Raw genomic sequence first — 25,482 nt, forward strand, 5'->3', positions numbered from 1 at the left:
GAGGTGCACGATCACTCCTCCGGTGCGGGTCAGACGGGGTAGACGCCGTTGCGGCGCTCGAGCGGGCGCTTGCGGCGCCCGCGGTACAGCGCGAAGCGGGCGATCAGCTCCCGGCGGAGGTCCTCCACCGGGACGACGGCCTCGACGGCGTTCTCGTTCGCGATCTGGAAGACGTCGATCTTCTCCTCGTACTCCGCGCGCAGCCGGGCGACGTACCGCTCCCGTTCCGCGGGGTCCTCGATCGCCATCACCCGGTTGAAGTGCACCCCGTTGATGGCCGCCTCGGGCCCGAGCAGGGCGGGTCGCGCCGTGGGGAGGGCCAGCACGGCGTCAGGGTTCATCGGACTGCCGGACATGCCGAGGTAGCCGCCGCCGTAGGCCTTCCGCACCAGCACCGCGATGCGGGGGACGCGGGACTCGGCCACGGCGAAGAGCATCTTGGCTCCGTGTCGGATGATCCCCTCCTTCTCCGCGACCGTGCCCAGCATGTAGCCGGGCACGTCGACCAGGAACAACAGCGGGACGTTGAAGGCGTTGCACATCCACACGAAGCGCGCGGCCTTGTCCGACGAGTCGCTGAACAGCACGCCCGCCTTGATGCTGGACTGGTTGGCCACGATCCCGACCGGCGCACCGCCGAGCCGCGCGAAGCCCGTGACCAACTCGGGCGCAAAGAGCTCCTTGTGCTCGAAGAAGGTGTTGGCGTCGACGACGGCGTCGATCAGCTCGTGCACGTCGTAGGGCTTCGCCTCCTCGTCCGGCACGATCGCGCGCGGGTCCTCGACGGGCAGCGCGTCCCAGCCCTCGGTCTCGGGCGGTTGCTCTTGCCAGGACGACGGGAGGTAGGACAGGTACAGCCGGACCGCGGCGATGGCCTCGGCCTCGTCCTCGGCGAGCAGGTCGCTCAGCCCCGACATCCGGCTGTGCAGGTCGGCGCCGCCCATCTCCTCCAGCGTGACCTTCTCGCCCGTAACCATCTCGGCCACCCGGGGCGAGCCGATGTAGGCGGTGGCGGTGCCCCGGACCATGATCGTGACGTCGCACAGGGCGGGCACGTACGCCGCGCCGGCGGGCGAGGGCCCGAAGAGGGCGCAGATCTGCGGGACGCGCCCGGAGATCTGCACCTGGTTGTAGAAGATGTTGCCCCACGCCCGGCGGCCCGCGTAGCTCTCGAACTGCTCGTCGATCCGGGCGCCCGCTGCGTCGACGAGGTAGACCAGCGGCAGCCCGAGCTCGTCGGCGAGCGTCTGCATCGCCGTCATCTTCTCGAAGGTCCGCTTGCCCCAGGCGCCCGCCTTGACGGTGTAGTCGTTGGCGATCACGCACACCCGGCGGCCGTCGACCCGCCCGACGCACGTGACCACGCCGTCGCCCGGCAGGTCCTCGAGGTGGCGGGCCAGCAGGCCGTCCTCGATGACCTCCTCGTCGTCGAGCAGCAGCCGGAGGCGGTCGCGGACGAGCAGCTTGCCCGCGGCGACGTGCTTGTCCCGGTTGCGCTGCGGACCCCCGCGCCGCGCGGCGTCGAGCCGGGCGCGCAGCTCCTCATGGACGTCCGGCCGCACGCGCGGCGCGGCGACCTCGCCGGTCAGGTCCTGGTCGCCGGTGATGGTCCCGGTCATGCTCTCGCTCCGTCCTGGTGTGTGGTGTCGGCGGCCGGGCGGCGCACGCTCGCCGTGCCCCTCACGCCCGGTCCGCCGGTTCGATGACGGCCAGCGCCTCGCCCGCGGGGACGGACGCCCCCACCGCGGCACCGATCTCGCGCACGACCCCGTGGACCCCGGCCGCGACGGAGTTCTCCATCTTCATCGCCTCGACGACCGCGACCACGTCGCTCGGCACGACCTCCTGCCCGACCGCGACGAGGAGCTGGACCACGGTGCCCTGCATGGGCGAGCGCACCACGCCGTCGCCGGCCGCGGTCGCGGCGGACCGGGCCTGCCGCCCGGTGAGTGCGGCAGGCGGACCGGCGGGGGTCCCGACCTGTGTGAGGGCTTCGACCGGGCGGGGGATCCAGAACCTCCGCCTCGACACGGTGACCACGGACCGGTCCGGCTCCGGCTCCTCCGGCACGGTCTCCGCGGACGGCGCCGGGAGCAGGCCGGGCAGGTCGAGCCGGTCCTCGAGCCAGCGCGTGTCGTGCCGGTTCGCGACGAAGTCCGGGTGCTCGAGGATCAGCGCCTGGGCGGGCAGGGACGTGGCGACGCCCACCACTTGTGTCTCGCGCACCGCGCGGCGGGCCCGGGCGAGGGCGGCGTCCCGGTCCGGGCCCCAGACCACGAGCTTGGCGATCAGCCCGTCGTAGTGCCCCGAGACCGCGTCGCCGCTCTCGTAGCCCGAGTCCCAGCGCACCCCGAACCCGCCCGGCGGCCGGACGAGCGCGAGCGAGCCGGGCGACGGGGTCCACGCCCCGCCGGTGGGGTCCTCGGCGTTGACCCGAATCTCGATGGCGTGCCCGCACCCGACCAGGTCGGCCTGGCCGAACGACAGGGGGTGCCCCGCGGCGATGCGCAGCTGCTCGCGCACCAGGTCGACGCCGGACACGAGCTCGGTGACCGGGTGCTCCACCTGCAGGCGCGTGTTCATCTCGAGGAAGTAGAAGGCGCCGTCTTCGACCAGGAACTCGATCGTGCCCGCGTTGACGTAGTCGACCTCGCGGGCGATGGCGACGGCCGCCTCGCCCATCCGGCGCCGCAGGTCGGCGTCCAGCACGGAGGCGGGCGCCTCTTCGATGACCTTCTGGTGCCGGCGCTGGACCGAGCAGTCGCGGTCGCCGACCCAGACGACGGACCCGAAGCGGTCCGCGAGGATCTGGACCTCCACGTGCCGGGGGTGTTCCAGGTAGCGCTCGAGGTAGACCTCCGGGCGGCCGAAGTACGCCTGCGCCTCGCGTTGCGCGGCCTCGAGCCCGGGCGCGACCTCGTCCGGCCCGCGCACCACCCGCATGCCGCGGCCGCCGCCGCCGTAGGACGCCTTGATGGCCACCGGGTAGCCGTACTCCTCAGCGAACCGCCGGACCTCGTCGGGCTCGCCGACGGCGTCGGTGTCGCCCGGGACGGTCGGCACCCCGGCCGCCGCCGCGATCTTCCGTGCGCCGATCTTGCTGCCCATCCCCTCGATCGCCGCGGCGCCGGGCCCGACGAAGGCGCAGCCGGCCTCGGCGAGCGCGTCGGCGAGCGCGGCGTTCTCGGACAGGAAGCCGTACCCGGGATGCACCGCCTGGGCACCGGTCCGGCGGACGGCGTCGAGGATCTTTGCGACGTCGAGGTAGGTCTCGGCCGCGCTGTTCCCGTCGAGGAGCACCGCCTCGTCGGCGATCCGCACCGCGAGGGAGTCGGCGTCGGCGAGGGAGTGCACCACCACAGTCGCGATCCCGAGGTCCTGGCAGGCGCGCAGCACCCGCACTGCGATCTCACCCCGGTTCGCGACCAGCACCTTCTCGAACACTCGCCTCACTCCTGACCCTCGAACGACGCTGTCGCAGCCTGCCCGGTCGCGGGCTAACTAGCGTGCGTTCGTATGCTAGAAAACGGGTCACCGTTCGGTCAAGTCCGTGTTCCGAGCTTGACGTACGAGCGCACGTTCGTATGCTGAGCGAGCGGCAGTTATCCCGCCCGAGCAGGCGATCTCCCTGCATGATCGGATGCCGCGCTTCCATGAAAGGAAATCAATCATGAAAGAATTGCGGAGCAAAGTGCCGCAGTGCCTCACGGGATGAAGCCCTACAGATCCATTCTGTTCGTTCCCGGACACAAGGTGGGCTGGCCCGAGAAGGCTGCGGCCTCCGGCACGGACGCCGTGCTCCTGGACCTGGAGGACGCCGTTCCCGAGGACCGCAAGGCGGAGGCGCGGGACCACACAGCGGAGGCGGTGGATCGGCTCCGCGCTCTCCATCCGGACCTCGGGGTGCTGGTGCGCCCCAACGGGCTGGAGAGTGACCACCACGCGCGGGACGTGCGGGCCGCGGTCGCGGGCGGCGCGCACGCGCTGCTCCTGCCGATGGTCCGCACCGCGCGGGACGTCGTCGCCTTCGACGCGCTGGTGACGGCCGCGGAGATCGACGCCGGCCTCCCCCGCGGCACAGTCGAGCTGATCCCGTCGCTGGAGACCGCGGCCTCCGTCCTCCACTGCGACGAGCTCGCCATCGCCTCGCCCCGGGTCGCGGCCCTGCAGGCGGCGGCCGCGGAGGGCGCGGACATCGAACGCGACCTGGGCTTCACCTGGACCCCGGACGGGCTCGAGACCCTCTACCTGCGGAGCAGGGCGGTCCTGGCGTGCCGGGCCCACGGGCTCCGGCACCCCCTCGTCGGGGTCTGGCAGGACCTGCGCGACACGGCGGGCCTCGCCGCGTACGCCCGCCAGAACCGCGGCCTGGGGTTCGCGGGGCAGCTCGTCCTGCACCCGTCGCACGTCGCAACGGTCAACGAGGTCTACGGGTTCCGGCCCGACGAGGTCGCCCGCCTCGAGCGGCTCGTCACCGCCTTCGAGGCCGCCGAGGCCCGCGGCGACGCCGCGCTGAACTTCGAGGGCGAACACATCGACATCGCGCACGCGCGCACCGCCCGCGAGCACCTGCACCTGGCCGCACGACAGAACGGAGCATCATGATGACGGGCCTGTACTTCGAGGACTGGGAGCCGGGCGAGGTCATCCGGCACGCGCTGCGCCGGACGGTGACCGAGGCCGACAACCTCCTCGTCACCACATTGACGATGAACACCCAGCCGCTGCACCTCGACGCCGAGTTCGGCAAGGCGTCCTTCTACGGGCGGCCGATCGTCAACAGCATCTTCACCCTGGGGCTCGTGGTCGGGATCCCCGTCACCGAGACCACGCTCGGCACGACGCTGGGCAACCTGGCGTTCGAGGAGACCACCTTCCCCGCGCCCGTGTTCGTCGGCGACACGCTGCGGGTCGAGACCTGCGCCGTGGAGAAGCGCGTGTCGCGGAGCAGGCCGGACGCGGGCATCGTCCGCGTCCAGCACGAGGCCTACAACCAGGACGACGTGCTCGTCTGCCGGTGCCGCCGGGCTGCGCTCTTCGCGCGGCGTGACGCGACGGCGGCCTGACGGGCCGCCGCCGGTGTCCGCCGGCGGCGGCCCCCGCGGCGCTCGTGAGAGACTGACCACCTCGTCAGGAGGGAGTGCACCGTGTCCGCGATGGCCTTCACGGCCGGCAACAGCCGGCTGACCTCTCCCACGGCCGAGGCGATCTACGACGCGGCGGTGGACCTGTTCTACGAGAAGGGTTTCGAGGCGACCTCCCTCCGCCAGATCGCCGACGTCGTCGGCATCAAGGTCGGCAGCCTCTACAACCACATCCGCAGTAAGGAGGAGCTGCTCTTCAACATCATGCGGTCAGTGATGTCCACGCTGATCGAGCAGAGCGCCAGCGCGGCGGAGGGCGTCGGCGATCCGCGCGAGCGGCTGCGCGCCTATCTGGCCACAGGGATCCGGTTCCACGCGCACCACCAGCGCGCGGCCTTCGTGGGCAACACCGAGCTCCGGGCGCTCGACCCGCTGCACAGGCGGGCTATCGTGGAGCTGCGCGACACCTACCAGGGCGACCTCGAGCGGCACGTGCGCGCGGCCCTCGACGCCCATCCGGGCGCGCGCGACCGGGACGTGAAGCTCGCGACCTACGCCGCCGTCGCGCTCTCGAGCCACGTCGCCTCCTGGTACCGGCCGGGCGGCGAGCTCTCGCTCGACGACATCACCGAGGGGCTTTTGGACCTCTACGTCCCGACCCGCCAGACGCCGACCGCGTGAGCGCAGCGGCGGTGGAGGTCAGGACGGCGGAGCTCACGGTCACCGAGACGCACGTCGTCTCGTGGGCGAACCTGACGGGTGACTGGCTCCCGATCCACATGAGCGCTGAGCATGCCCGCGAGTCGTCCTTCGGCGAACGGCTCGTGCACGGTCCCCTGACGATGGCCCTGGCCATCGGGCTGAGCACGCGCACCCCGGTGATCGACCCGGTGCTAACCCGGGCCTGGCTGGGCCTGCGGGATCTCCGGGCCGTCGCCCCTGTCTTCATCGGGGACACCATCCATGCTGTCGTCTCCATCGCAGGCGAGCGGCCAGCCAAGGATCCCGAGCAGTCCGTGGTCGAGCTCTCCTATACGGTGCGCAACCAGAGAGCAGAAACCGTGATGACTTTCCTGAACGTCGTACTCGTCGATTCTGCCAGGCAGTAGCGCCGAAGTCCGACCGTCGGAGGTGGCGTGACCTCCTCGCCGGAGCGGCGGAGTCGACCACCTCGGCGTCGACAGTGTCGAGCGGGCACCAGGCCGAGATTCAGCTCGCCAGGTCAACGCGTCGTCGGTGAACAGGGCACGCATGTCCGCCCACCGCTTGAGGTCCATGAAGCGGAAGTAGCGGGCCTTGACGGCGGCGACGGCCAGGTCGGTGCCGGCGTCGCGCGCTGCGTCGGGCACCGCGGTCATGGTCGGTCCTCTCCGGTCGGTGTCGAGGGGTTCCGACGCACGGCCCGGACGATCTCGGCGGTGGCCTCGGGGCCCGGGTCGGCCGCCAGGAACAGCGCCACCCGGTCGACGGCCCCCGCCCAGCGTGCGCGGACCGCGGCGCCGAGCGCGTCCGGCTCCGCGACCACGGCGAAGGCGTGCAGCATCTCGTCGTCGACGAGCCCGGCCATCGCCTCCCACTCTCCCTCGCGGGAGAGTCGAGTCAGCTCAGCGCCGCGAGCGCCCCAGCCGTGGAGGTCCAGGATCGTGCGGTAGGCGGGCGTCGAGGCGTAGAAGGCGATGCGCCGTCGCGTCGCCAGCTCGACCCGAGCCCTCGCGGCGGCGTCCTCCCCGGTGACGACGAAGGGGGTGGCGGTCACCGTGAACCATGCGGTGGTCCGGCCCAGGGCGGGAACCGTGTACTCGGTCAGGCTCCTTGGGCTGGTCAACGGGGCGCAGAGGAACCCGTCGGCCACCTCCCCCGCGACCGCGGTCATGCGCACCCCGACCCCGCCCAGCACGATGGGCGGGGCGTCGAACCCCGTCGGGCCGGGGTCGAAGAAAGGGGTCATTAGGGTGTGGCGATAGAAGCGGCCGGTGAAGTCGAGCCGCTCGCCGGCGTTCCAGCACGCCCAGATCGCGCGTAGGGCCAGGACGTACTCGCGCATGCGGGCGGTGGGCTCGCTCCACGGCATCGAGAAGCGGCGCTCGATGTGCGGTCTGACTTGCGACCCCAGTCCGAGGACGAACCGTCCCGCGGTGATCCGCTGCAGGTCGTGTGCGGAGAGAGCCAGCGTCATGGGGCTGCGCGCGAACGCGATGGCCACACCGGTGGCGAGCCGGGCCCGCTCGGTGGCCGCGGCGTACGAGGCAAGGGTGAGGAACGGGTCGCGCACAGTCTCGGTCGTCCACACGCCGGCGCAGCCCGCGTCCTCCAGCATGCGCACGGCGCGCGGTTGCATCGTGGCGTCGACCAGCACGTCGACGGCGAGCTCAGCGCAGATGGAAACCACCGTCCATGGTGAGGCGTTGGCCCTGCATCATCGTCGCCCGGTCCGAGCAGACGAACTCGACGGCGTCGACGACCTCGTCGATCTCGACGCGGCGGCCGCTCGAGTTGAGCGCGGCGGCGCGGGCGAGACGTTCCTCGGCCTCCTCATGGGTCAGCACCGAGCGGAGCGCCTCAGTGTTTGAAGTGGAGGCCGACACGGTGTTGGCGCGCACGCCGAGCGGGGCCAGCTCCACAGCGAGGAAGGTCATGTCGAACCAGTCGATCGCCCAGTCGAAGCGGTCGCCGAAGTCCGGCCACGCGAACTCCGCGACAGCCTTCGCGCAGTCGGCGGACAGGTCCTGCAGCAGGTCGCGGGCGGCGCGGTACTGCTGCTGGCGGTCGACATGGTGGCCTTCTGCGTCAGTAGGAACGGGGCAGCCCGAAGGACTCGGCCAGGTTGTTGCGCACCATCTCGTTGCTGATCGGTGCGATGCGGAACTGGCGCAGGTCCCGCCAGAAGCGCTGGGCGTGCGTCTCGGCGGAGATCCCCATGCCGCCGAGCACCTGAATCCCGCGGTCGGCCGCGGCGACGGCGTGCTCCGAGGTCACGACCTTCACCACGTTGGCCTCCCGGTGGCAGTCGCGGCCGGCGGCCTCCCGGTGGGCGGCGTCCAACACCAGCAGCTCGCACTGCTTCTGCGCCAGCGCGGTGTCCGCGATGTAGTGCTGGATGATCTGGTGCCCGCCGATCACGCGGCCGAACGTCGTGCGGGTCCGGGCGTACGAGACGGACTCCTCCAGGATGCCGTCGATCATGCCCAGCGCCAGGGCGCCGCTGAGGATCCGCTCGTTGTTCAGTGAGGCGAGCAGCACGCGGAAGCCTCGACCTTCCTCCCCCAGCAGCTGCGCGTCGGGGACGAAGACGTCGTCGAGGAAGACCTCGCAGGACCCGATCGCCCGCATGCCGAGCTTCGGGATGTAGCGCATCTCGATGCCCGGGGAGTCGGTGGGCACCATCAGCAGGACGGTCGGGGACCGGCGCGTCGCCGGGTCCGGCTCGGCGCTGCGGGCGAGCAACAGCAGGTAGGTGGCCTGCTTGGCGCCCGTCGACCACATCTTCTGGCCGCTGACCCGCCAGCCGCCGGGGACCTTGCGCGCCCGGGTCGTCATGGCGCCCAACAGGTCCGTCCCGCCGCCGGGCTCGGTCACGGCGATCGAGAACCGGATCTCGCCGCCCGCGATCCGCGGCAGGTACTCCCGCTGTTGCTCGACGCTGCCGCCGTGCGCCACCGCCTTCGAGCCGGCGAAGGACGAGATGGCCCAGGTCCAGGCCATGCCGCCGAGGCTGCGAGCGAGCTCGCGGGCGAGGACCGCGGTGTCGACCGCGTCGCCGCCCTGGCCGCCGAACTCCTCGGCGATGCCGACGCCGTGGAAGCCGGCCTCGGTCAGGTCGTCCCAGAGCGCGAAGGGGTACTCGTACTCGCGCCGCTCGATCTCGAGGGCCTTCTCCGGCGGGTAGTGCTTGTCGACCCACGTCCGGACGGAGTCCCGGAACGCGCGGCGGTCGTCGTCCAGGTCGAGCAGCATCGATCTCCTCAGCGGATGCGGGCGCTCAGTGCGCCCAGGACGGCCACGGCGTCCGCCACCAGGGCGGGGACGAACTCGGCGACGTGGACCAGGTCCGCGATGGCACCCGCGACGTTGCCCGCGGGGAGGATCCCGGCGTCCATCTCGCCGTCCCGCTGGCCGCGGATGAGCCGGTCGTCCTTCCACGCCGTCAGCGCGTCGACGTCGAGGGTCTCCTCGAGCGCGGCCAGCTCGGCGAGCGCCGGGGTGTCCAGCGCCCGCGAGGGCCCGTACACCGCGGCGAACACGACGTCCGCCCCCTCGGCCGTGTCGACGATCCGCTGCGCGTACGCGGGGTGCCAGTCGGTGTTGTCGTGACTGGCCACGAACCGGGTGCCGAGCGCGACGGCGTCCGCCCCGAGGGCCAGGGCCGCGGCCATCCCGGCGCCGTCCCGGATCCCGCCCGCGAGCACGACCGGGACGTCGACGGCCTGACACACGGTGGGCCCCAACACCATCGTGTGCACCGGCCGGGCGTGCGTGTGCCCGCCCGCCTCGTACCCGGACGCCACGATCACGTCGACCCCGTCGGCCGCGGCCCGGACCGCCTGCCGGGTGCCGCCGACCTTGTGCGCGTGGACCAGGCCCGAGTCCCGGACCAGGTCCCGCACCACGCCGGGCGCGCCGGCCGAGGTCGTGATCATGCGGAGCCTGCGGGCGATCTCGGGGTCCCGCACCGCCTCCACGACGGCGCCGACGTAGGCCGCGCTGAAGGGCAGGACCTTCCCGGTGGAGTCTCGGCCGACCGGCACGTTCACCGCGAACGGCCGGTCGGTGAGGCCGCACGCCTCCTCGATGTAGCCGCGCAGCACCCTCGGGCCGTCCGGGTCGGTCATCCCCGGCATGCTCACCGTGCCGAGCCCGCCCGCGTTCGAGACCGCAGCCGCCAGCCGGACGGTCTTGTACGGGCCGAGCCCCTCCTGCACGACCGGGTGCTCGATACCGAGGAGATCGGCGAACCGGCTGCTCAGACGGGCCGTCACGGGCTGCCCACCCGCAGCGCCCCGAGTGTCGTCACGCCGTCCGCGTCCCGCACGAGGACCCCGTCGAGACGGGCCTTCATCACCGCGGCCATCTTGCTGCGCTTGGCCGGGGTCCGCGGCACCTCGTCCACCAGCACGTACAGCCGCGGCCGCTTCCAGCGCTCCAGCACCTCGACGCAGTGCGCGTCGAGGAGGTCCCGCAGCTCCGGCTCGGTCATCGGCCGCTCCACCTGCACGAACGCCGCCGGCACCTCGCCGAACCGCTCGTGGGCCACGCCGACGCAGCCCGCGTCCCGCACGTCCGGGTGGGCTTGCAGGGCGGCGTCGACCTCCAGCAGGGACAGCTTCTCGCCGCCCGGCTTGATGATGTCGTCCGTGCGGCCGCGGATGTACCACCAGCCGTCCGGATCGCGGTAGGCGCGGTCGCGCGTGTGCAGGAAGCCCTCGGCGTCGAAGGCCTCGGCGGTGCGCGCCGGATCGTGGAAGTAGCCGGGCGTCACCACGTCCCCGGAGATGCACACCTCGCCCTCGACGTCGTCGTCCTGCAACGTCTCCCCGGTCGCCGGGTCCTTGAGGACGGCCGTGCAGAAGCCCTTGCTCGGCCGCCCGGACGAACCGAGCGGCACGGCGGTCTCCTCGCCGTAGTACAGCGACGGCCCGAGCACGCACACCGGCATCGCCTCGGTGAGCCCGTACATGTTCCCGACCTGCGCGCCCTTGCCCACCAACGCGTCCCGCACGTCGGCAGGCACGGGCTCGCCCGCCACGTAGGTGCGCAGCCCGGTCAGGTCGATCTCTGGCCAGCGCGGGTGGCGCATCAGATCCCGTGCCATCGTCGGGATGATCCAGTACATCCAGTTCGGCCTGCGCCGCAGGAAGATGTCCACCACGCGGTCGACGTCCCAGCCGTCGCTCCACAGGATCGTCCCGCCCGCCATGACCATCCGGACGGAGTCGTGGATGCCGCCCGAGTGGTACATCCCGACCAGCGAGAGGTTGCGCGCGGCGGAGGTGACCCCGCCGAGGAACACCGCGCCCCAGGCCGAGTTCTGCAGGGTGCCGTGGGTGAACGTGACGCCCTTCGACACCCCCGAGGTGCCGGAGGTGAAGTTGACGGCCGCGACGTCGTCGGCGTTGCGCGGCACGATCCGCAGCTCGTCCGACGCCGCGGCCACCAGTTCCGCGAGCTCGGTCGTGCCGACGACCCGCACCCCGGCCTCGGCCGCCAGCCGTCGGCCCAGTTCGGCGTGCTCGGGCGCGACGATCGCCACCGTGGCCCCGCAGTGGCGGGCGTCCCCCACGGGCTTCGCAGGCTGGAGCTTGTAGTTCAGCCCGCTGAACGCCGCGCCGATCGACCACGTGCCGTACAGGGTGGCGACGTGGAGGTGGTGGTCCGGCATGGCCGTCACCACCACGTCGTCCTCGCCGACCCCGAGGTCGGACAGGACGTTGCCGATCCGGTTCGCCAGCGCCCGCAGCTCGCGGTAGGTCACGGTGGTGCCGTCCGCGTCCACCACGGCGGCCTTGTCGGGGTGCTCCCAGTAGCTGCGTTCGAGCCACCAGCTGAGGTTCATGATCGTCGGCTCTCTGTGCGGCACTGCACGGGACGGACGGGACTAGCGACCCTGCCAGACCGGCTTGCGCTTCTCCTTGAACGCGCGCGGGCCCTCCTGGCCGTCCTCGGAGAGGTAGACCTTCTCGTAGATCCGGTCGCCGGTGTCCAGCGCCGCGGTCCACCCCATCTCCGCCGAGGCGTAGACCAAGGACTTCGCGGCCTGCACCGACAGCGGCGCGTTGCCCGCGATGGTGGAGGCGAGCTTCTGCGCCTCGGCGACCAGGTCCTCCGCCGGGACGACCTTGTTCACCAGCCCGAGCTCGTAGGCGCGCTGGGCGGAGATCGGGTCGCCCGTCATCAGCATCTCCATCGCGACCCGCGGCGGCATCAGCCACGGGAGCGGAGCGGCCCAGGGGGACCCGCGCCCCACCTTCGCCTCGGTGATCGCGAACCGCGCGTGGTCCGCGGCCACGACGAGGTCGACCTGCTGGGCCAGCAGGAACCCGCCCGCGTACGCGACGCCGTTGACCGCGGCGATCACCGGCTTGTCCACCTTCAGCGTGCGGCCGAGGTAGACCATGAAGTCCCGCGGCGGGATCCGCAGCGAGGTGTCGGCCATCTCCTTGAGGTCACCGCCCGCGCAGAAGGCCTTGTCCCCGGCGCCGGTCAGCACGGCGACGGCGGCGTTGTCGTCCCCGTTGAAACGGACGAAGGCGTCCCGGACGCCGTCGCGCGTCGCCTTGTTCAGCGCGTTGCGCGCCTCCGGGCGGTTGAGGGTGATCCAGGCGACCTGGTCGCGGACCTCGTACAGAACCTCGTCTGCCATGTCGATCTCTCTTCCTAGATGCGGAGCACGCCGCCGGGCGTCCGGACGATGGGGGCGTTAAGCGACGCCGAGAAGGCCATGCCGAGCGTGTTGCGGGTGTCGGCGGGGTCGATGAGCCCGTCGTCGCGGAGCTCGGACGTGAGGTAGAAGGGGCTCGCGGTGCGCTCGAAGTACTCGCCCACCTCGGCCTGGATCTTCTCCAGCTCGCCGGGCCCGGGCTCGAGGCCCTGCCGCTTCAGGCTCGCCACCCGCACCTGGGTCAGCGTCTTCACGGCCTGCTCGGCGCCCATGGTCGCCGAGCGCGAGTTGGGCCAGGAGAACAGGAACCGCGGGCCCCAGGCCCGGCCCGCCATCGCGTAGTTGCCCGCGCCCTGCGAGGCGTGGACCAGCAGCGAGATCTTCGGGACCGTCACGTTCGCCTGCACCATGAGCATCTTGGCGCCGTCCTTGGTGATGCCGCGGCGCTCGTACTCCTTGCCGACCATGAAGCCGGTGACGTTGTGCAGGAACAGCAGCGGCACGTTGTCCCGGTCGCAGAGCTGCATGAACTGCGAGGCCTTGTTCGCGGCCTCGCTGAACAGCACGCCGTTGTTGCCGAGGATGCCGACCTTGATGCCCCAGATGTAGGCCCAGCCGGTGACGAGGGTGTCCCCGAAGTCCGGCTTGAACTCGTGGAACATGCTGCCGTCGACCACGCGGGCGATGACCTCGCGCATGTCGAACTGCTTCTTGATGTCGTCCGGGATGATCCCGTACAGCTCGTCCGGGTCGTAGTAGGGCTCCTCCGGCGTCCGGATGTCCACCCGGGCCTTCTCCGGCCGCGCCCACGTCCCGACGACGTCCCGGGCCAGCGCGATGCCCTCCTCCTCGGTGTCCACGGCGTAGTCCGCCGTCCCGGACACCGAGGTGTGCATGTCCGCGCCGCCGAGCTCGTCCGCCGTGACGTCCTCCCCGGTCGCGGACTTGACCAGCGGCGGGCCCGCGAGGAACACGTGCCCGGTGCCGCGCACCATGATCGACTGGTCGCACAGCGTCGGCAGGTACGCCCCGCCCGCGGTGCAGTGCCCGAGCACGACGGCGACCTGCGGGATCCCCGCACCGGAGAGCAGGCACTGGTTGTGGAAGGTGTGCCCGCCGAGGGCGTAGATCTCGTCCTGCAGGGGCAGGAACGCGCCGCCCGAGTCGATCAGGTGCACCACCGGCAGCCGGTTCTCCCGGGCGATGTCCAGGGCGCGCACCGTCTTCTTCACCGACAGCGGGTACCAGGAGCCGCCCTTGAGCGAGCTGTCCCCGGCGATGACCATGACCTCGCGGCCGTTGACCACGCCGATCCCGGTGACGACCAGCCCCTGCGGGGCGTCGCCGTCGTAGGCCTGGGACGCGGCGAGCGCGGACAGCTCCAGGAACGGGGTCCCGGGGTCGAGCAGCAGCCGCAGCCGCGCCCGGACGGTGAGCTTGCCCTGCTCGGCGAGCCGGTCCAGCGCGCGCTGGGGGCGCTGCTCGCGGGCCACGTACAGGGCGTCCTGCAGCCGCTTGCGCAGCCCGAGGTTGTGCTCCCGGTTCGTGCGGTAGGAGTCCGAGCTCGTGTCGATCTGCGAGACGATGCGTCTCATTCCGCCTCCTCGCTCGCCAGGACCACCAGCGGTGCGCCCTGACCGAAGCTCTCCCCCACGGCCAGCGGCACGCGCTCGACCACGCCCGCCCGGGGGGCCTTGATCTCCGTCTGCATCTTCATGCTCTCGATCACCGCGACCACCTGGCCCTCGACGACCTCGGCGCCGGGCTCGGTCGACAGCGCCACCAGCACGCCGGGCATCGGGGCGGTGGCCGAGTCGGCGCCCTGTCCCTCGCGGAGCTTCGCCTCCAGCGGGTTGATCACGTCGAGTGCCCAGGCCCGGCCGAAGGCGTGCACGAACACCGTGTCCCGGTCGGTGACGACCCAGACCTTCTCGCGACGCCCGTCGATGGTGATCTCGGTGGCTCCGCCGTCCGGCCGCGTGCGGACCGGGAACGGCAGCCCGTCGATCCACACCGTCGCGGCGTCGCCGCTGCGGGCGAGCCGCACCTCGCGCGGCTCGCTCAGGCTGATCTGCAGCGTCACGGTCGCCACTCCCCCACCCGCGCATGCGCCGCGGGAACGTCGAACCGGGTGTCGAACCGCGGGCTCGCCAGCGCCGCCGCGGCGATGAGCAGCCGCTCGGTGTCGGCGTCGGCGACCACGGGCTCGGTCAGCGCCGGGTGCTCGTCGAGGAACCCGGTGTGGGTGTCCCCGGCCGCGAAGTCCGGGTGCTCCACGACGTCGGCGAGGAACGCCGTGTTCGTGGTCGTCCCCAGCAGCACCGTCTCCCGCAGCGCCCCGGACAGCGCCGCGATGGCTTCGGTGCGGTCGGCGCCGTACCCGACGACCTTGGCGATCATCGGGTCGAACGCCGCGGTGACCTCGTCCCCCTGCAGCACGCCGTGGTCCACGCGGACCCCGGGGCCGGACGGGAAGCGCACCAGGCGCAGCGGCCCGATGGCGGGGACGAAGCCCTGGTAAGCGTCCTCGGCGTACACCCGGGCCTCGATCGCGCTGCCGGTCAGGGTGACGTCCTCCTGGGTCAGCGACAGCTTCTCGCCCGCCGCGACCCGGATCTGCTCGGCCACGATGTCCACGCCGGTGACCAGCTCGGTCACCGGGTGCTCCACCTGCAGCCGGGTGTTCATCTCCAGGAAGTAGCCGTTCCCCTCCTGGTCCATGACCATCTCGACGGTGCCCGCCGAGGTGTAGCCGACCTTGCGCGCCAACGCGACCGCCGCCGCGCCCAGCTCCGCACGCAGCTCCGGCGTGACGAACGGCGAGGGCGCCTCCTCCACGACCTTCTGGTAGCGGCGCTGGATGGAGCACTCCCGCTCGCCGAGGTGGATCACGGTGCCGTGGCCGTCCGCGAGCACCTGGATCTCGATGTGGCGCGGGCGGTCGACGTAGCGCTCCAGGAAGACCCGGCCGTCGCCGAAGCTCGCCAGCGCCTCCGCGCTGGAGCGCTCGAACGCCTCCCGGCACTCCTCGGGGCTGCGCGCGATGCGCATCCCCTTGCCGCCGCCGCCGGCGGAGGCCTTGAGCAGCACCGGGTACCCGATCCGCTCGGCCTCGCGCAGCGCCTCCGCGGTGTCGCTCAGCGCGTCCTCGGAGCCGGGCAGCGTCGGTACGCCTGCCACGATGGCCAGCCGCTTCGACTCGATCTTGTCGCCCATCGCCCGGATCGCCTCCGGCGGCGGGCCGATGAACGTCACCCCCGCCGCGGCGACGGCCTCGGCGAACGCGGCGCGCTCGGACAGGAACCCGAAGCCCGGGTGCACCGCCTGCGCGCCGGTCGCCGTGCACGCCGCGACGATCTGCTCCGCGTCGAGGTAGGCGGCGACGGGCGTGGAGCCGGTGAGCTCCACGGCCTCGTCCGCGTCCCGGACGTGCCGGGACCGGGCGTCGACGGCGTGGTACACCGCGACGGACCGGATGCCCATCTCGCGCAGCGTGCGCATGATGCGGACGGCGATCTCGCCGCGGTTGGCGACGAGGACCTTCTCCGGCAGACTACTCACGCCGACTCCCCCTCCGGGACCGCGACGGGCAGGCTCAGCAGCATCGCCCCGAACGACTTGCCCTGCGGGTCGTACCGCAGGGTCGACGTGCCGCCGGTGCCGCCGAGCACGTCGTCGACCAGGATGTTCACCCCGTGCACGCCGGGCAGCTCCCAGCGCTGGATCTCGCCGGGGTGCACCTGGGCGAGATGCGCGGCGACCCGCTCGGCGGTCACCTGGGTGCGCAGGACCTCGGCGTGCTCGGGGCGCCGCGCGAGCAGCCCGATGTTGGCCTTGTTCCCCTTGTCCCCGCTGCGCGCCACCGCGATCTCGGCCAACGGCACGGTGCGTCCGCCGGTCGGCGCGGGGGCCTCGGGCAGCGGGTCGGTGGCCGTGACGGCGTCCGGCGAGCCGGGGGTGATCTCGACCTCGAGCGTGCGCTCGTCGGCGTCCGTGTCCCCGATCAGCACCCGGACCGGCGTGTCGACCTTCTCCACCAGCAGGTGGTGCACCGCGATCGAGGGGGCGACGCGCGGGCGGCCCGCGAACACCCCGGTCATCCCCTGCGCCACCAGGGCGAACGGCGCGAACTCGGTCGAGAAGACCTCGAGGGCCGCCTTGTCGGTGTGCTTGACCCCGATCTTCACGACGGCCTCGGTGCCGGCGCCCGGCGTCCCGGCGACGTCCCCGGCGCCGACGATCTCGATCGACGACTCCGTGAGGGGAGCGAACCCCTTGGCGGCCAACAGCTTCTCGGTGCGCACGAGCAGCGCCTCGGCCATCCGCCGCGCCTTGCCGGTGGCCCCGACGCCCGCGAACATCGCGGTGGTGAGGGCCCGGTAGCCCTCCACGCTGGTGGCGGTGACCTTGTAGGTCGTGGTCGGCACCCCGCCGCGGGCGCCCGCCACGGCGACCCGGTCCTCGCCCGCCTGGGTGAGGGTGACGCCGCGCCAGTCGCACACGACGTCGGGCAGCAGGTAGGCGCCGGGGTCGCCGATCTCGTAGACCATCTGCTCGCCGACGGTCAGCGGGATGACCCGGCCGCCGGTGCCGCGCGGCTTGGTGATCACGGCGGTGCCGTCCGCCTTCACCTCGGCGACGGGGTACCCGAGGTTCTCCCAGCCCGGCACGGACTCCCAGTCGGTGCTGTTGCCGCCCGTCACCTGCGGGCCGCACTCGACGAGGTGGCCCACGAGGGCGCCTGCGGAGAGCAGGTCGTACTCGTCGTCCTTCCAGCCGAACTCGTGCATCAGCGGGCCGATCACCACCGCGGCGTCGACGCACCGCCCGGTCACGACGACGTCCGCCCCGGCGGCGAGCGCCGCGGCGACCGGGCGCGCGCCGAGGTAGGCGTTGAGCGACCCGGGCCTCGCCGGCAGCTCGGCGCCCGTGAACATGTCGCGCGCGCCGGCGAGCTCGGGCAGCCGGGGCAGCAGGTCGTCGCCCTCGACGGCGGCGACGGTCAGCGCGACCCCGGCCTCGGCGCACGCCGCCCGGACGGCCTTCGCCGCCGCGTGCGGGTTCAGCGCGCCGGCGTTGACGACGATCTTGATCCCGCGCTCGGCGATCCGTGGCAGCTCGGGGGCGATCGTGGCGACGAAGTCGGCGATGAAGCCTCCCTCCGGGTCCTTCGCCCGGGCTCGGGCGAGTAGGGCCATGGTGATCTCCGACAGGTAGTCGGCGACGAGGTAGTCCACCTCGGCGCCGTCGAGGATGTCGGTGATCGCCGCCTTGGTGTCGCCCCAGAACGCCGCGAAGCAGCCGATCCGGACGGTGTCCTTCATGTGTGGTTCTCCTGCGGTCGTGATCGGCGTGCGCCGGCCGGCGAGGAAGCTCAGCTGACCAGGAAGCCGCCGTCGACGGTGAGCGTCGAGCCGGTGACGTAGGCGGAGGCGTCTGACGCCAGGTAGACGATCGCCCCGAGCAGGTCCTCCGGACGACCGAGCCGCCCGGCCGGGATGCGCTCGGCGACCGTCCGTTCGAGGTGGGCGTCGTGGCCCTCGGTCATGTCGGTGGCGAAGAATCCGGGGGCAACGGCGTTGACCCGGATTCCGCGCCGCCCGGTCCACTGGTGGGCCAGGTCCCGGGTGAGCCCGAGCAGCCCGGCCTTGCTCGCGGTGTAGGCGGACTGGGGGATGCCGCCGCTGGTGAAGGCCAGCACACTGGCGATGTTGATGATCGAACCACCCCCGGTCATCGCCTCCGCCGCGGCGACCGACAGGTGGTAGGCGGCGGTGAGGTTCACCGCGAGGGTCTGGCCGAACTCCTCGGGCGGCTGCCGGTGCGCGGGGCCGACCTCACCGGTCCCGGCGTTGTTGACCAGAACGTCCAGCCGGCCGAACCGGTCCGCGGCGGCCTCGACGACCGCGCGGCACGCCTGCGGATCGGCGACGTCGGCGGGCACGACGAGGGCCCGCCTGCCGGTCTCCTCGACCAGCCGGGCAGTCGACTTCAACCGCTCGGTGCGCCGAGCGCAGAGCACGATGTCCGCTCCGGCCGCGGCCAGCCCCTGGGCGATCGTCACGCCCAAGCCGGCGGAGGCACCGCTGACCACAGCGACGCGGTCGGTGAGGTCGAAGCTCGGTGGCAGGCTCACCGCGGGAAGGGTATGGGTCATGCCCGGCTCTCGGGTCGGGGTGGGGCCGGCCTGGTCGTCCGGCCCCACCATCGTCAGGACTGGGAACGCGCGTCGTTCTCCGCGGCATGCTTGGCCATGGCGTTCTGCACGCTCTTCATCTGCGCGCCGCCGAGGGTTCCGCGCTCCTCGGAGGCCCACTTCGCGCTCGCCCTGAGCGAGTCCGCGCTGCCCTGGAACGCCGGGAACACCCGCTCGGCCATCAACTCGTAGGACCGCAGCGTGGTCGACCAGTTCGCCCACTCGTGGGTCATGACCAGGTAGGCACCGAAGCCGCCGTTCGACTGGGCCTGCAGCTTGGAGATCTGCTCGATGGCGTCGTCCGGGGTGCCGATGACGCCGAGACCCGAGTTGATCACGAAGTCGATGCGCTCGTCGGTCGTCTTGCCCGCGACCTCGAAGTGCACCGCGGACTGGACGTCCTGGAAGTACTCGAACCACGCGTCGATCCCGTGGCGGACGTCCTCGCGGGCCTGCTCGCGGGTCTCCGCGATGTGCATGGGGCCGACCAGGCGCCACTTGGAGCGGTCCGCGACCTGGCCGTACTCCGCCGCCTTCTGCTCCATGACGTCCCAGTGCAGCGCGAGCGTGTCGACGCCGTCCGGCGCCATCGCCGACATGGTGGCGCCGATGGAGAGGATGCCGTCGCCGTACTTGCCCGCGATGCGCGGTCCGGTCGGCGACGCGACCGCGGCCACGGCGACCTCGAAGTCGGAGTAGGGCCGGACCTGCGTCCGGGCCTCCACCAGGGTGTACCGGTCGGTCTTATGGGTGACGACCTCACCGGCGAACAGACGCTTGAGGACGTCCACGTCCTCCTCGAGCGCGTTGCGCTGCTCGAGCGGGTCGATCCCGATCATGTACGCATCGGTGGTCAGCGCGCCCGGGCCCAGGCCCAGCATCGCGCGGCCCCGCGTCAGGTGGTCGAGCAGGATGAAGCGGTCCGCGACCCAGAGCGGGTTGTGGTACGGCAGCGACAGGACGCCGGTGCCGAGCTTGATGGTCGAGGTGCGTGGGGCGACGTTGCTGAGGAACACGATCGGGTCCGGAATCAGCTCGCACCCACAGGAGTGGTGCTCGCCGACCCACGCCTCGTCGAAGCCGAGCCGGTCCAGGTGCTGGATGAACTCCAGGTCGCGGTGCAGCGCGAGGTTGGGGTTCTGGCCCATGGGCAGGTGGTAGGGCGCGTGGAAGACGCCGAACCGGAGCTTGTCCGCCATTGGATTCTCCTCGGGTGCGGCCGGCGCGGGCGCGCCTGCCGACTTGGTGACCAGGTGACGTGTTCGGGCGCTAGTGAAAGCCCGTTGACTATGTGGCGGAGGCTAGCGGGCCCGGGGAGTGCTGTAAAGCGCAAGATCCCCTCCCGATCGGGTGCCGACCGCCGCGCCCGGTGTCATCGGCGCAGCTCACGCCTCCGCGGACCGCGCGGGCGAGAGCGACTTCGGCTCCGCGGGTCGCGGAGCGGCCGTTCACTGGGGATACGATGCCCCGTGTCCGAGTCCGACCTTCTCGCACGGGGGCCCACGTGAGCAGCACCGACCGCCGGGTCCGCGACCCGGAGCGGAAGGAACGCATCCTGGCGGCAGCGGCGACGTTGATCGCCCGCCACGGCTACCTGGGCGTGAACCTCGGCGACATCGGGGCGGACGCCGGGATCGTCGGCTCCGGGATCTACCGGCACTTCGAGAACAAGGTGGCCATCCTGGTCGCCCTGTTCGACCGGGTGGTGGACCGCCTGATCGTCGGCGCCGAGCAGGCGCTGCGCACCTCCGACGGGGCGGAGCGCACCCTGGCCGCCCTGGTGCGCGGGCAGGTCCGGTTCACCATCGACGAGCGCGCGCTCTGCCAGGTCTACCTGCAAGAGTCCCGCAACCTCCCGGAGCAGGACGCCCGCAGGCTGCGCTGGAAGCAGCGGCACTACATCGACCTCTGGCAGGAGGCGCTGATGTCGGTGCGCGAGGAGCTCCCGCCCGCGAAGGTCCAGGTCCTGGTGCACGCGGCGATCTCCTCGATCCACTCCTCGCTGCGCTACCGCAACCACCTCTCGACCGAGGAGATGGCGGCCTTCCTCGAGGAGGTCGCCTGCGGGATGCTCGGCGTCGCGCCCCTCCCCCGCACCGAGAATCGGCTGAACGGCGACGGGGACGACCGCGCCGTCGGCTGAGGCCATGTGAACACCTGGTGACCACGGCGGCACGGTCCTCCTGATTCCTGTCTCCGCCATCTCACCTGCGCCTATCCGATCCGAGCCCCGCCCCTGAAACCGGACCGCGCCAGCTATTGAGACCCACGCCACGCCCCTGCTAGCGTGACGCAACCGATCTGAGTCAATGGCGGCTCACAAACGCGCGTCGCGGTCCGACGCTCCGTTCGGCGACGAGGTGGCGATGACGCACCCCGCGGCACTCCGCCCGCCCTCGCCGGCCGCCTCCCCGATCCCCGGTTCCAGCCGCGAGGAGCGACGTGGTCAGCGATTCCCTCTCCCATGTGTATGGTCCGGCCGATCCCCCGGTCCTCGAGATGACCGTCGGCGACCTGTTGCGGCGCGCCGTCGCGATGGCACCCGACCGTGCCGCGATCGTCGAGGGGCACGAGGACCCGGCCGCCCGGCGCCGCTGGACCTACCGCGAGCTCCTGCGGGACGCGGAGGCGTGCGCCCGCGCGCTGCTGAGCCGTTATGCACCGGGCAGCCACATCGGCATCTGGGCGCCGAACATCCCCGAGTGGACCGTGCTGCAGTGCGGCGCGGCGCTGGCGGGCATGGTGATCGTGACGATCAACCCCACGTTCCGCGAGCCGGAGGTGCGGTTCAGCCTCGAGCAGTCCGGCGCCGTGGCCTGCTTCGCCTACCCCGAGTTCCGCGGCAGCCCGATGCTGGGGATCGCGCACCGGCTGCGGGACGAGCTGCCCGCGCTCCGGGACGTCCTGTCCTTCGACGACTGGGCGGCCTTCCTCGCCTCGGCGCCCGCCGAGCTCGCGCTGCCTGAGGTCGAACCCGGCAGCGCCTGCCAGATCCAGTACACCTCGGGCACCACGGGCGCCCCCAAGGGCGCGATGATCCCGCACCGCGGCGTGGTGAACGACCCTCGGCAGGCCGCCGTCCGTGCGGGCGGGGAGGAGGGCGCAGTCTGGCTGGCCGTCCTGCCGATGTTCCACGTCGGCGGCTGCGTCCTCGCGGGCATGGGCGTGATGTCGCTGGCCGGGACGCTGGTGCCGCTGAAGAACTTCGACGCCGGTGTCGCGCTGCAGCTGATCGAGGAGGAGCGCGTCACCATCACCAACCCGGTGCCGACCATGGTCGCCGCGATGATGCAGCACCCCACGTTCACCACCCGCGACCTGTCCTCGCTGCGGTCGCTCGTGTCCGGCGGGGCACCGGTCCCGGCCGAGATGGTCCGCGAGTTCGAGAAGGCGCTCGGCGTCGACTTCACCATCGTCTTCGGCCAGACCGAGACCAGTGGCGTCATCACCATGACCACGGTGGACGACACGACCGAGGACAAGGCGACCACCTGCGGCCTCCCGCTGCCCGGGATCGAGATCAAGGTCGTGGACCCGGACACCGGCGAGACGGTGCCCCGCGGCACCCGCGGCGAGCTGCTCACCCGCGGCTACCACACGATGCTGGGCTACCACCACCTCGCCGAGGCCAGCGCGACCACGCTCGAGGCCGACGGGTGGCTGCACACCGGCGACCTCGCCGTCATGGACGAGCGCGGCTACATCGCCGTCAACGGCCGGATCAAGGACATGATCATCCGCGGCGGCGAGAACCTGTACCCGCGAGAGATCGAGGACGAGCTGTTCCGGCACCCCGCGCTGGCGGGAGCGGCGGTGCTCGGCATCCCGGACGACTACTACGGCGAGATCGTGGCCGCGTTCGTCAAGCTGCGCGAGGGCCACTCCGCCACGCCCGCGGAGCTCGACGCCTTCCTCCGCCCGCGGCTGTCCGGCTACAAGATCCCCGCCCGGTGGTACTTCGTCGACGAGTATCCGCAGACCCTGTCGGGCAAGATCCAGAAGTTCGCGCTGCGCGATCTCTGGGAGGCGGGTGCGTTCGCGGAGACGGTCGTGACGCAGTGAGGTTCCACGTCGACGCCCGGTTCGTTCCCGGTCGGGATCCCGCGCCCGAGCTGGCGGCGGAGGTCGCCCGGGTCTCCGAGCTCCGCGCCGACGGGTTCATCGAGCTGGTGCTCCGACGCACCGACGATACCGGCGCCTACCTCGTCGTCGAGGCCGAGAGCGCGGCCGCGGTGGACGAAGCGCTGGCCACGCTGCCCTTCGCCCGGTCGGGGACCATGACGTTCGCGGTCCACGCAGTCGAAACCCTCTGATCCCCCACCCTTGAAGGAGGGCGAACGCAACGATGCCGCGCACCACCGACCTGAACGACCTGCCGTCGCTCGACGTGGAACGTCTGCACGAGAGGCGCAACGACGAGCGCTGGAACCGGGTCGCGGTCGGCGACGTCCTCGAGCGACTCGCCTGGAGCGAGCCGGACCGCACCGCCGTGATCGCGGCGCCCGACGCGGTCGCCGACCCCCGCTACGCCACGGTCACCTACGCCCAGGCGGACGAGCTGACCACCCGGATGGCCAACCACCTGCTCACCCAGGGCATGCAGCGGGCCGACCGGGTGGTGCTGCTGGTCGAGAACAGCGTCGAGGCCTACCTGAGCAAGCTCGCCGTGGCCAAGGCCGGACTCGTCGTGGTGCCGCTCAACCCGATGATGGCCGACGACATGCTCGCGCACGTGCTGCGGCTCACCGAGGCGCGGATCGCGATCGTCGACGCGGACCTGTGGGCCGCCCGCGGCGGCGTGCTCGCGGCGGCGGGCGTCACACCCGTCGCGTTCCTGCGCGGGACGGCGCCCGGCCCGGTCGGGGTCCCGGACTTCCACGAGGCCGTCACCGCCGCCTCGGCCGAGCAGCCGGACGTGCGCATCCACGGGGACGACATCTGGGAGATCCTCCCGACGTCGGGCACCACGTCGATGCCCAAGGCCGTCATGGTCTCGCACACGTACTCCTACGCGGCGGCGATGACCCACGCTCTCGCCTACACCCGCAACCTGCCGCGCGAGGGCGACGTCCGGCTGTGCACGTTCCTGCCGGTCGTGTACCACATCGGCGACCACGCCTACGTGCTCGCGGCGTTCCTCTCCGGCGGCAGCGTCGTGCTCGGGCGCAAGCCGGTGGCGGCCGCCATCGCTCGCTCGGTCACCGAGGACCGCGTCACGGCGCTGTGGGGAGGCTCGCCGCAGTTCCTCGGCGAGCTGGTCCGAGAGGTGGAGAGCAGGCCCGGGGACTACGACCTGACCTCGGTCGAGGTGATCGTCTTCGGGTGGACGGCGATCGAGCCCGGGTTGGCGGACCGGCTCACGGCGTTGTGCGGTGGGCGGGTCGAGCTCGTCGGGATCTTCGGGCAGACCGAGGCGATCGCGTGCCACCGGTTCTGGCCGGGGCGCTGGCCGGAGCTGCACCGGCGCACGGCACCGGAGACGAACTACGTCGGCATCCCCGCACCGATCCTCGGGTCGACGGTGGTCGACGACAAGGGCGAGTCCCTGCGCGAGCGACCCGGGGTGCCGGGCGAGGCCGTCTATCGCTCGCCCGCCATGTTCTCCGGCTACTACCGGGACGAGGCCGCGACCCGGGAGGCGTTCCGCGGCGGCTGGTTCCACTCCGGGGACATGTGCACCTACGGCGAGGACGGGCTGCGGGTGATGGTCGACCGCTACAAGGACGTGGTGAAGTCCGGGGGCGAGAACGTCTCCTCGATCCGGGTGGAGTCCGTCCTCTACCAGCACCCCTCGGTCGGCCGCGCCGCCGTCGTCGGGATCCCGGACGAGCGCTGGGGCGAGGCGGTCACCGCCGTGGTCGTACCCGCGGACGGACAGAACATCGACGAAGAGGAGCTGATCGCGTTCTGCCGCGCCAAGTTGGCCGGGTACGAGACCCCCAAGCGGGTCGTCGTCACCGACGAACTGCCCGCGACCGTCGGGGGCAAGATCCTCAAGTACCGGCTGCGGACGCTCCTGGCGGAGCAGGCATGATCGATCTCTCCTACACGGTGGCGGCCGGCGTCGCAACGATCACCATCGTGCGCCCGGAGGTCATGAACGCCTTCCGCGAGCAGACGATGCACGAGCTGATCGAGGCCTTCGACCGGGCGGACGCCGATCCGCAGGTCGGCGTCGTGGTGCTGACCGGCGAGGGGGATCGCGCCTTCTCCACGGGTGGGGACGTCGCCTGGGAGGACGCCTTCGACCCCGCGTCGGGCAGGCACACCGCCCGCATCCTGATCCGGCTCGCCGAAGCGATCCGCGGCACCGGGAAGCCGGTGATCGCAAAGGTCCGCGGATGGTGCGTCGGCGGCGGCAACGAGTTGGTCCTGCTGTGCGATTTCGCCCTCGCCGCGGAGTCCGCCCGCTTCGCCCACACCGACTCGATGCTGGGCAACTCCCCGATCTGGTACGGCACCCAGCTGCTGCCCAAGCTCGTAGGCACCCGCCGCGCCAAGGAGATCCTGATGCTCGGCGACACCGTCGAGGCCCCCGAAGCCGCCCGCATCGGCTGGATCAACCGGGCGGTCCCGGACGCCGAGCTCGACGCCGTGGTCGCGGAGTGGTGCGAGCGTCTGCTGGCCCGCAGCCCCCAGGCCCTGCGGCTCACCAAGATCTCGCTGGACTTCGACGGCGACCTCACCCTCCCGTCGGTCCGCCACGGCTTCGAGACCCTCACCCACAACTACGGCACCACGGAGTTCCACGAGGGCACCACGGCGTTCCTCGAACGGCGAGCACCCAAGTTCCGTTCGGAGTCCGACTGACTCGACCACCACCGGAG

Annotated in this window: 23 protein-coding genes and 1 pseudogene; 9 read left to right on the forward strand and 15 right to left on the reverse strand. The window is 71.9% G+C overall.

Translation table 11 applies throughout. The annotated features are described in order from the left end of the window. Positions 1-29: 29 nt before the first annotated feature. Together ACQP04_RS25680 and ACQP04_RS25685 are read right to left on the reverse strand one after the other, a co-directional pair. Positions 30-1,619 carry an acyl-CoA carboxylase subunit beta gene (locus tag ACQP04_RS25680; RefSeq protein WP_433503128.1) on the reverse strand — a complete coding sequence of 530 codons (1,590 nt, stop codon included), beginning with the start codon at positions 1,617-1,619 and terminating at the stop codon, positions 30-32. 61 nt (positions 1,620-1,680) lie between these two features. After that, entirely contained in the window at positions 1,681-3,444 is a 1,764-nt protein-coding gene (locus ACQP04_RS25685) for a biotin carboxylase N-terminal domain-containing protein (protein ID WP_433503129.1), read from the reverse strand. A gap of 267 nt (positions 3,445-3,711) precedes the next feature. Between ACQP04_RS25685 and ACQP04_RS25690 the strand changes: the two genes are divergently transcribed. From ACQP04_RS25690 to ACQP04_RS25705, 4 genes are all read left to right on the forward strand, one after another. Further along, positions 3,712-4,605 carry an HpcH/HpaI aldolase/citrate lyase family protein gene (locus tag ACQP04_RS25690; RefSeq protein WP_433503130.1) on the forward strand — a complete coding sequence of 298 codons (894 nt, stop codon included), beginning with the start codon at positions 3,712-3,714 and terminating at the stop codon, positions 4,603-4,605. Beyond that, on the forward strand, positions 4,602-5,066 hold the full coding sequence (locus tag ACQP04_RS25695; protein ID WP_433503131.1) for a MaoC family dehydratase: 465 nt from the start codon (positions 4,602-4,604) through the stop codon (positions 5,064-5,066). The genes ACQP04_RS25690 and ACQP04_RS25695 overlap by 4 nt, the downstream gene beginning before the upstream one ends. 90 nt (positions 5,067-5,156) lie before the next feature. Beyond that, positions 5,157-5,765, forward strand: coding sequence for a TetR/AcrR family transcriptional regulator (locus tag ACQP04_RS25700; protein WP_433503132.1), 609 nt, complete (start codon positions 5,157-5,159; stop codon positions 5,763-5,765). Continuing rightward, positions 5,762-6,193 carry a MaoC/PaaZ C-terminal domain-containing protein gene (locus tag ACQP04_RS25705; RefSeq protein ID WP_433503133.1) on the forward strand — a complete coding sequence of 144 codons (432 nt, stop codon included), beginning with the start codon at positions 5,762-5,764 and terminating at the stop codon, positions 6,191-6,193. The genes ACQP04_RS25700 and ACQP04_RS25705 overlap by 4 nt, the downstream gene beginning before the upstream one ends. A gap of 120 nt (positions 6,194-6,313) precedes the next feature. Here the strand turns inward: ACQP04_RS25705 and ACQP04_RS25710 are convergent. The 13 genes and pseudogenes from ACQP04_RS25710 to ACQP04_RS25770 form a co-directional block, all read right to left on the reverse strand. Further along, a pseudogene (locus tag ACQP04_RS25710) lies at positions 6,314-6,442 on the reverse strand (nuclear transport factor 2 family protein); the annotation flags it as partial. Further along, positions 6,439-7,473, reverse strand: a complete 1,035-nt coding sequence (locus ACQP04_RS25715) for a TIGR03617 family F420-dependent LLM class oxidoreductase (protein ID WP_433503134.1) — start codon at positions 7,471-7,473, stop codon at positions 6,439-6,441. The pseudogene ACQP04_RS25710 and the gene ACQP04_RS25715, both read right to left, overlap by 4 nt. After that, positions 7,454-7,720: an SDR family oxidoreductase gene (locus ACQP04_RS25720; RefSeq protein WP_433503135.1), complete on the reverse strand. Its 267-nt coding sequence runs from the start codon at positions 7,718-7,720 to the stop codon at positions 7,454-7,456. Before ACQP04_RS25720 ends, ACQP04_RS25715 begins: the two co-directional genes overlap by 20 nt. Positions 7,721-7,871: 151 nt before the next feature. After that, positions 7,872-9,038 (reverse strand): acyl-CoA dehydrogenase family protein, encoded by a 1,167-nt coding sequence (locus tag ACQP04_RS25725; protein WP_433503136.1) that lies wholly within the window; start codon positions 9,036-9,038, stop codon positions 7,872-7,874. Between the two features lie 8 nt (positions 9,039-9,046). Then, positions 9,047-10,060, reverse strand: coding sequence for an NAD(P)H-dependent flavin oxidoreductase (locus ACQP04_RS25730; RefSeq protein WP_433503137.1), 1,014 nt, complete (start codon positions 10,058-10,060; stop codon positions 9,047-9,049). Beyond that, complete coding sequence (locus ACQP04_RS25735; RefSeq protein ID WP_433503138.1) at positions 10,057-11,634, reverse strand: class I adenylate-forming enzyme family protein; 1,578 nt, start codon at positions 11,632-11,634, stop codon at positions 10,057-10,059. Before ACQP04_RS25735 ends, ACQP04_RS25730 begins: the two co-directional genes overlap by 4 nt. A 42-nt stretch (positions 11,635-11,676) precedes the next feature. Further along, entirely contained in the window at positions 11,677-12,441 is a 765-nt protein-coding gene (locus ACQP04_RS25740; RefSeq protein WP_433503139.1) for an enoyl-CoA hydratase/isomerase family protein, read from the reverse strand. Positions 12,442-12,455: 14 nt separating this feature from the next. After that, positions 12,456-14,054 (reverse strand): acyl-CoA carboxylase subunit beta, encoded by a 1,599-nt coding sequence (locus tag ACQP04_RS25745; protein ID WP_433503140.1) that lies wholly within the window; start codon positions 14,052-14,054, stop codon positions 12,456-12,458. Then, complete coding sequence (locus ACQP04_RS25750; RefSeq protein ID WP_433503141.1) at positions 14,051-14,542, reverse strand: acetyl-CoA carboxylase biotin carboxyl carrier protein subunit; 492 nt, start codon at positions 14,540-14,542, stop codon at positions 14,051-14,053. Before ACQP04_RS25750 ends, ACQP04_RS25745 begins: the two co-directional genes overlap by 4 nt. After that, entirely contained in the window at positions 14,539-16,020 is a 1,482-nt protein-coding gene (locus tag ACQP04_RS25755) for an acetyl-CoA carboxylase biotin carboxylase subunit (RefSeq protein ID WP_433503142.1), read from the reverse strand. Before ACQP04_RS25755 ends, ACQP04_RS25750 begins: the two co-directional genes overlap by 4 nt. Next, positions 16,017-17,783: an acyclic terpene utilization AtuA family protein gene (locus ACQP04_RS25760; protein ID WP_433503143.1), complete on the reverse strand. Its 1,767-nt coding sequence runs from the start codon at positions 17,781-17,783 to the stop codon at positions 16,017-16,019. Before ACQP04_RS25760 ends, ACQP04_RS25755 begins: the two co-directional genes overlap by 4 nt. A gap of 50 nt (positions 17,784-17,833) precedes the next feature. Further along, complete coding sequence (locus tag ACQP04_RS25765; RefSeq protein ID WP_433503144.1) at positions 17,834-18,595, reverse strand: SDR family NAD(P)-dependent oxidoreductase; 762 nt, start codon at positions 18,593-18,595, stop codon at positions 17,834-17,836. 74 nt (positions 18,596-18,669) lie between these two features. After that, complete coding sequence (locus ACQP04_RS25770; protein ID WP_433503145.1) at positions 18,670-19,854, reverse strand: LLM class flavin-dependent oxidoreductase; 1,185 nt, start codon at positions 19,852-19,854, stop codon at positions 18,670-18,672. A 305-nt stretch (positions 19,855-20,159) separates the two neighbouring features. Here ACQP04_RS25770 and ACQP04_RS25775 point away from each other — a divergent pair, with 305 nt between their 5' ends. From ACQP04_RS25775 to ACQP04_RS25795, 5 genes are all read left to right on the forward strand, one after another. Next, positions 20,160-20,798 carry a TetR/AcrR family transcriptional regulator gene (locus ACQP04_RS25775; RefSeq protein ID WP_433503146.1) on the forward strand — a complete coding sequence of 213 codons (639 nt, stop codon included), beginning with the start codon at positions 20,160-20,162 and terminating at the stop codon, positions 20,796-20,798. Positions 20,799-21,154: 356 nt separating this feature from the next. Beyond that, positions 21,155-22,717 carry an AMP-binding protein gene (locus ACQP04_RS25780; RefSeq protein WP_433503147.1) on the forward strand — a complete coding sequence of 521 codons (1,563 nt, stop codon included), beginning with the start codon at positions 21,155-21,157 and terminating at the stop codon, positions 22,715-22,717. Beyond that, positions 22,714-22,968 (forward strand): hypothetical protein, encoded by a 255-nt coding sequence (locus tag ACQP04_RS25785; protein WP_433503148.1) that lies wholly within the window; start codon positions 22,714-22,716, stop codon positions 22,966-22,968. The genes ACQP04_RS25780 and ACQP04_RS25785 overlap by 4 nt, the downstream gene beginning before the upstream one ends. Before the next feature lie 32 nt (positions 22,969-23,000). Then, complete coding sequence (locus tag ACQP04_RS25790) at positions 23,001-24,689, forward strand: AMP-binding protein (RefSeq protein ID WP_433503149.1); 1,689 nt, start codon at positions 23,001-23,003, stop codon at positions 24,687-24,689. Then, positions 24,686-25,465, forward strand: a complete 780-nt coding sequence (locus ACQP04_RS25795; RefSeq protein WP_433503150.1) for an enoyl-CoA hydratase/isomerase family protein — start codon at positions 24,686-24,688, stop codon at positions 25,463-25,465. Before ACQP04_RS25790 ends, ACQP04_RS25795 begins: the two co-directional genes overlap by 4 nt. The last annotated feature ends 17 nt before the right edge of the window (positions 25,466-25,482 follow it).

Source organism: Pseudonocardia halophobica (assembly GCF_050948485.1).
In the GTDB taxonomy this organism is placed as follows: domain Bacteria; phylum Actinomycetota; class Actinomycetes; order Mycobacteriales; family Pseudonocardiaceae; genus Pseudonocardia; species Pseudonocardia halophobica.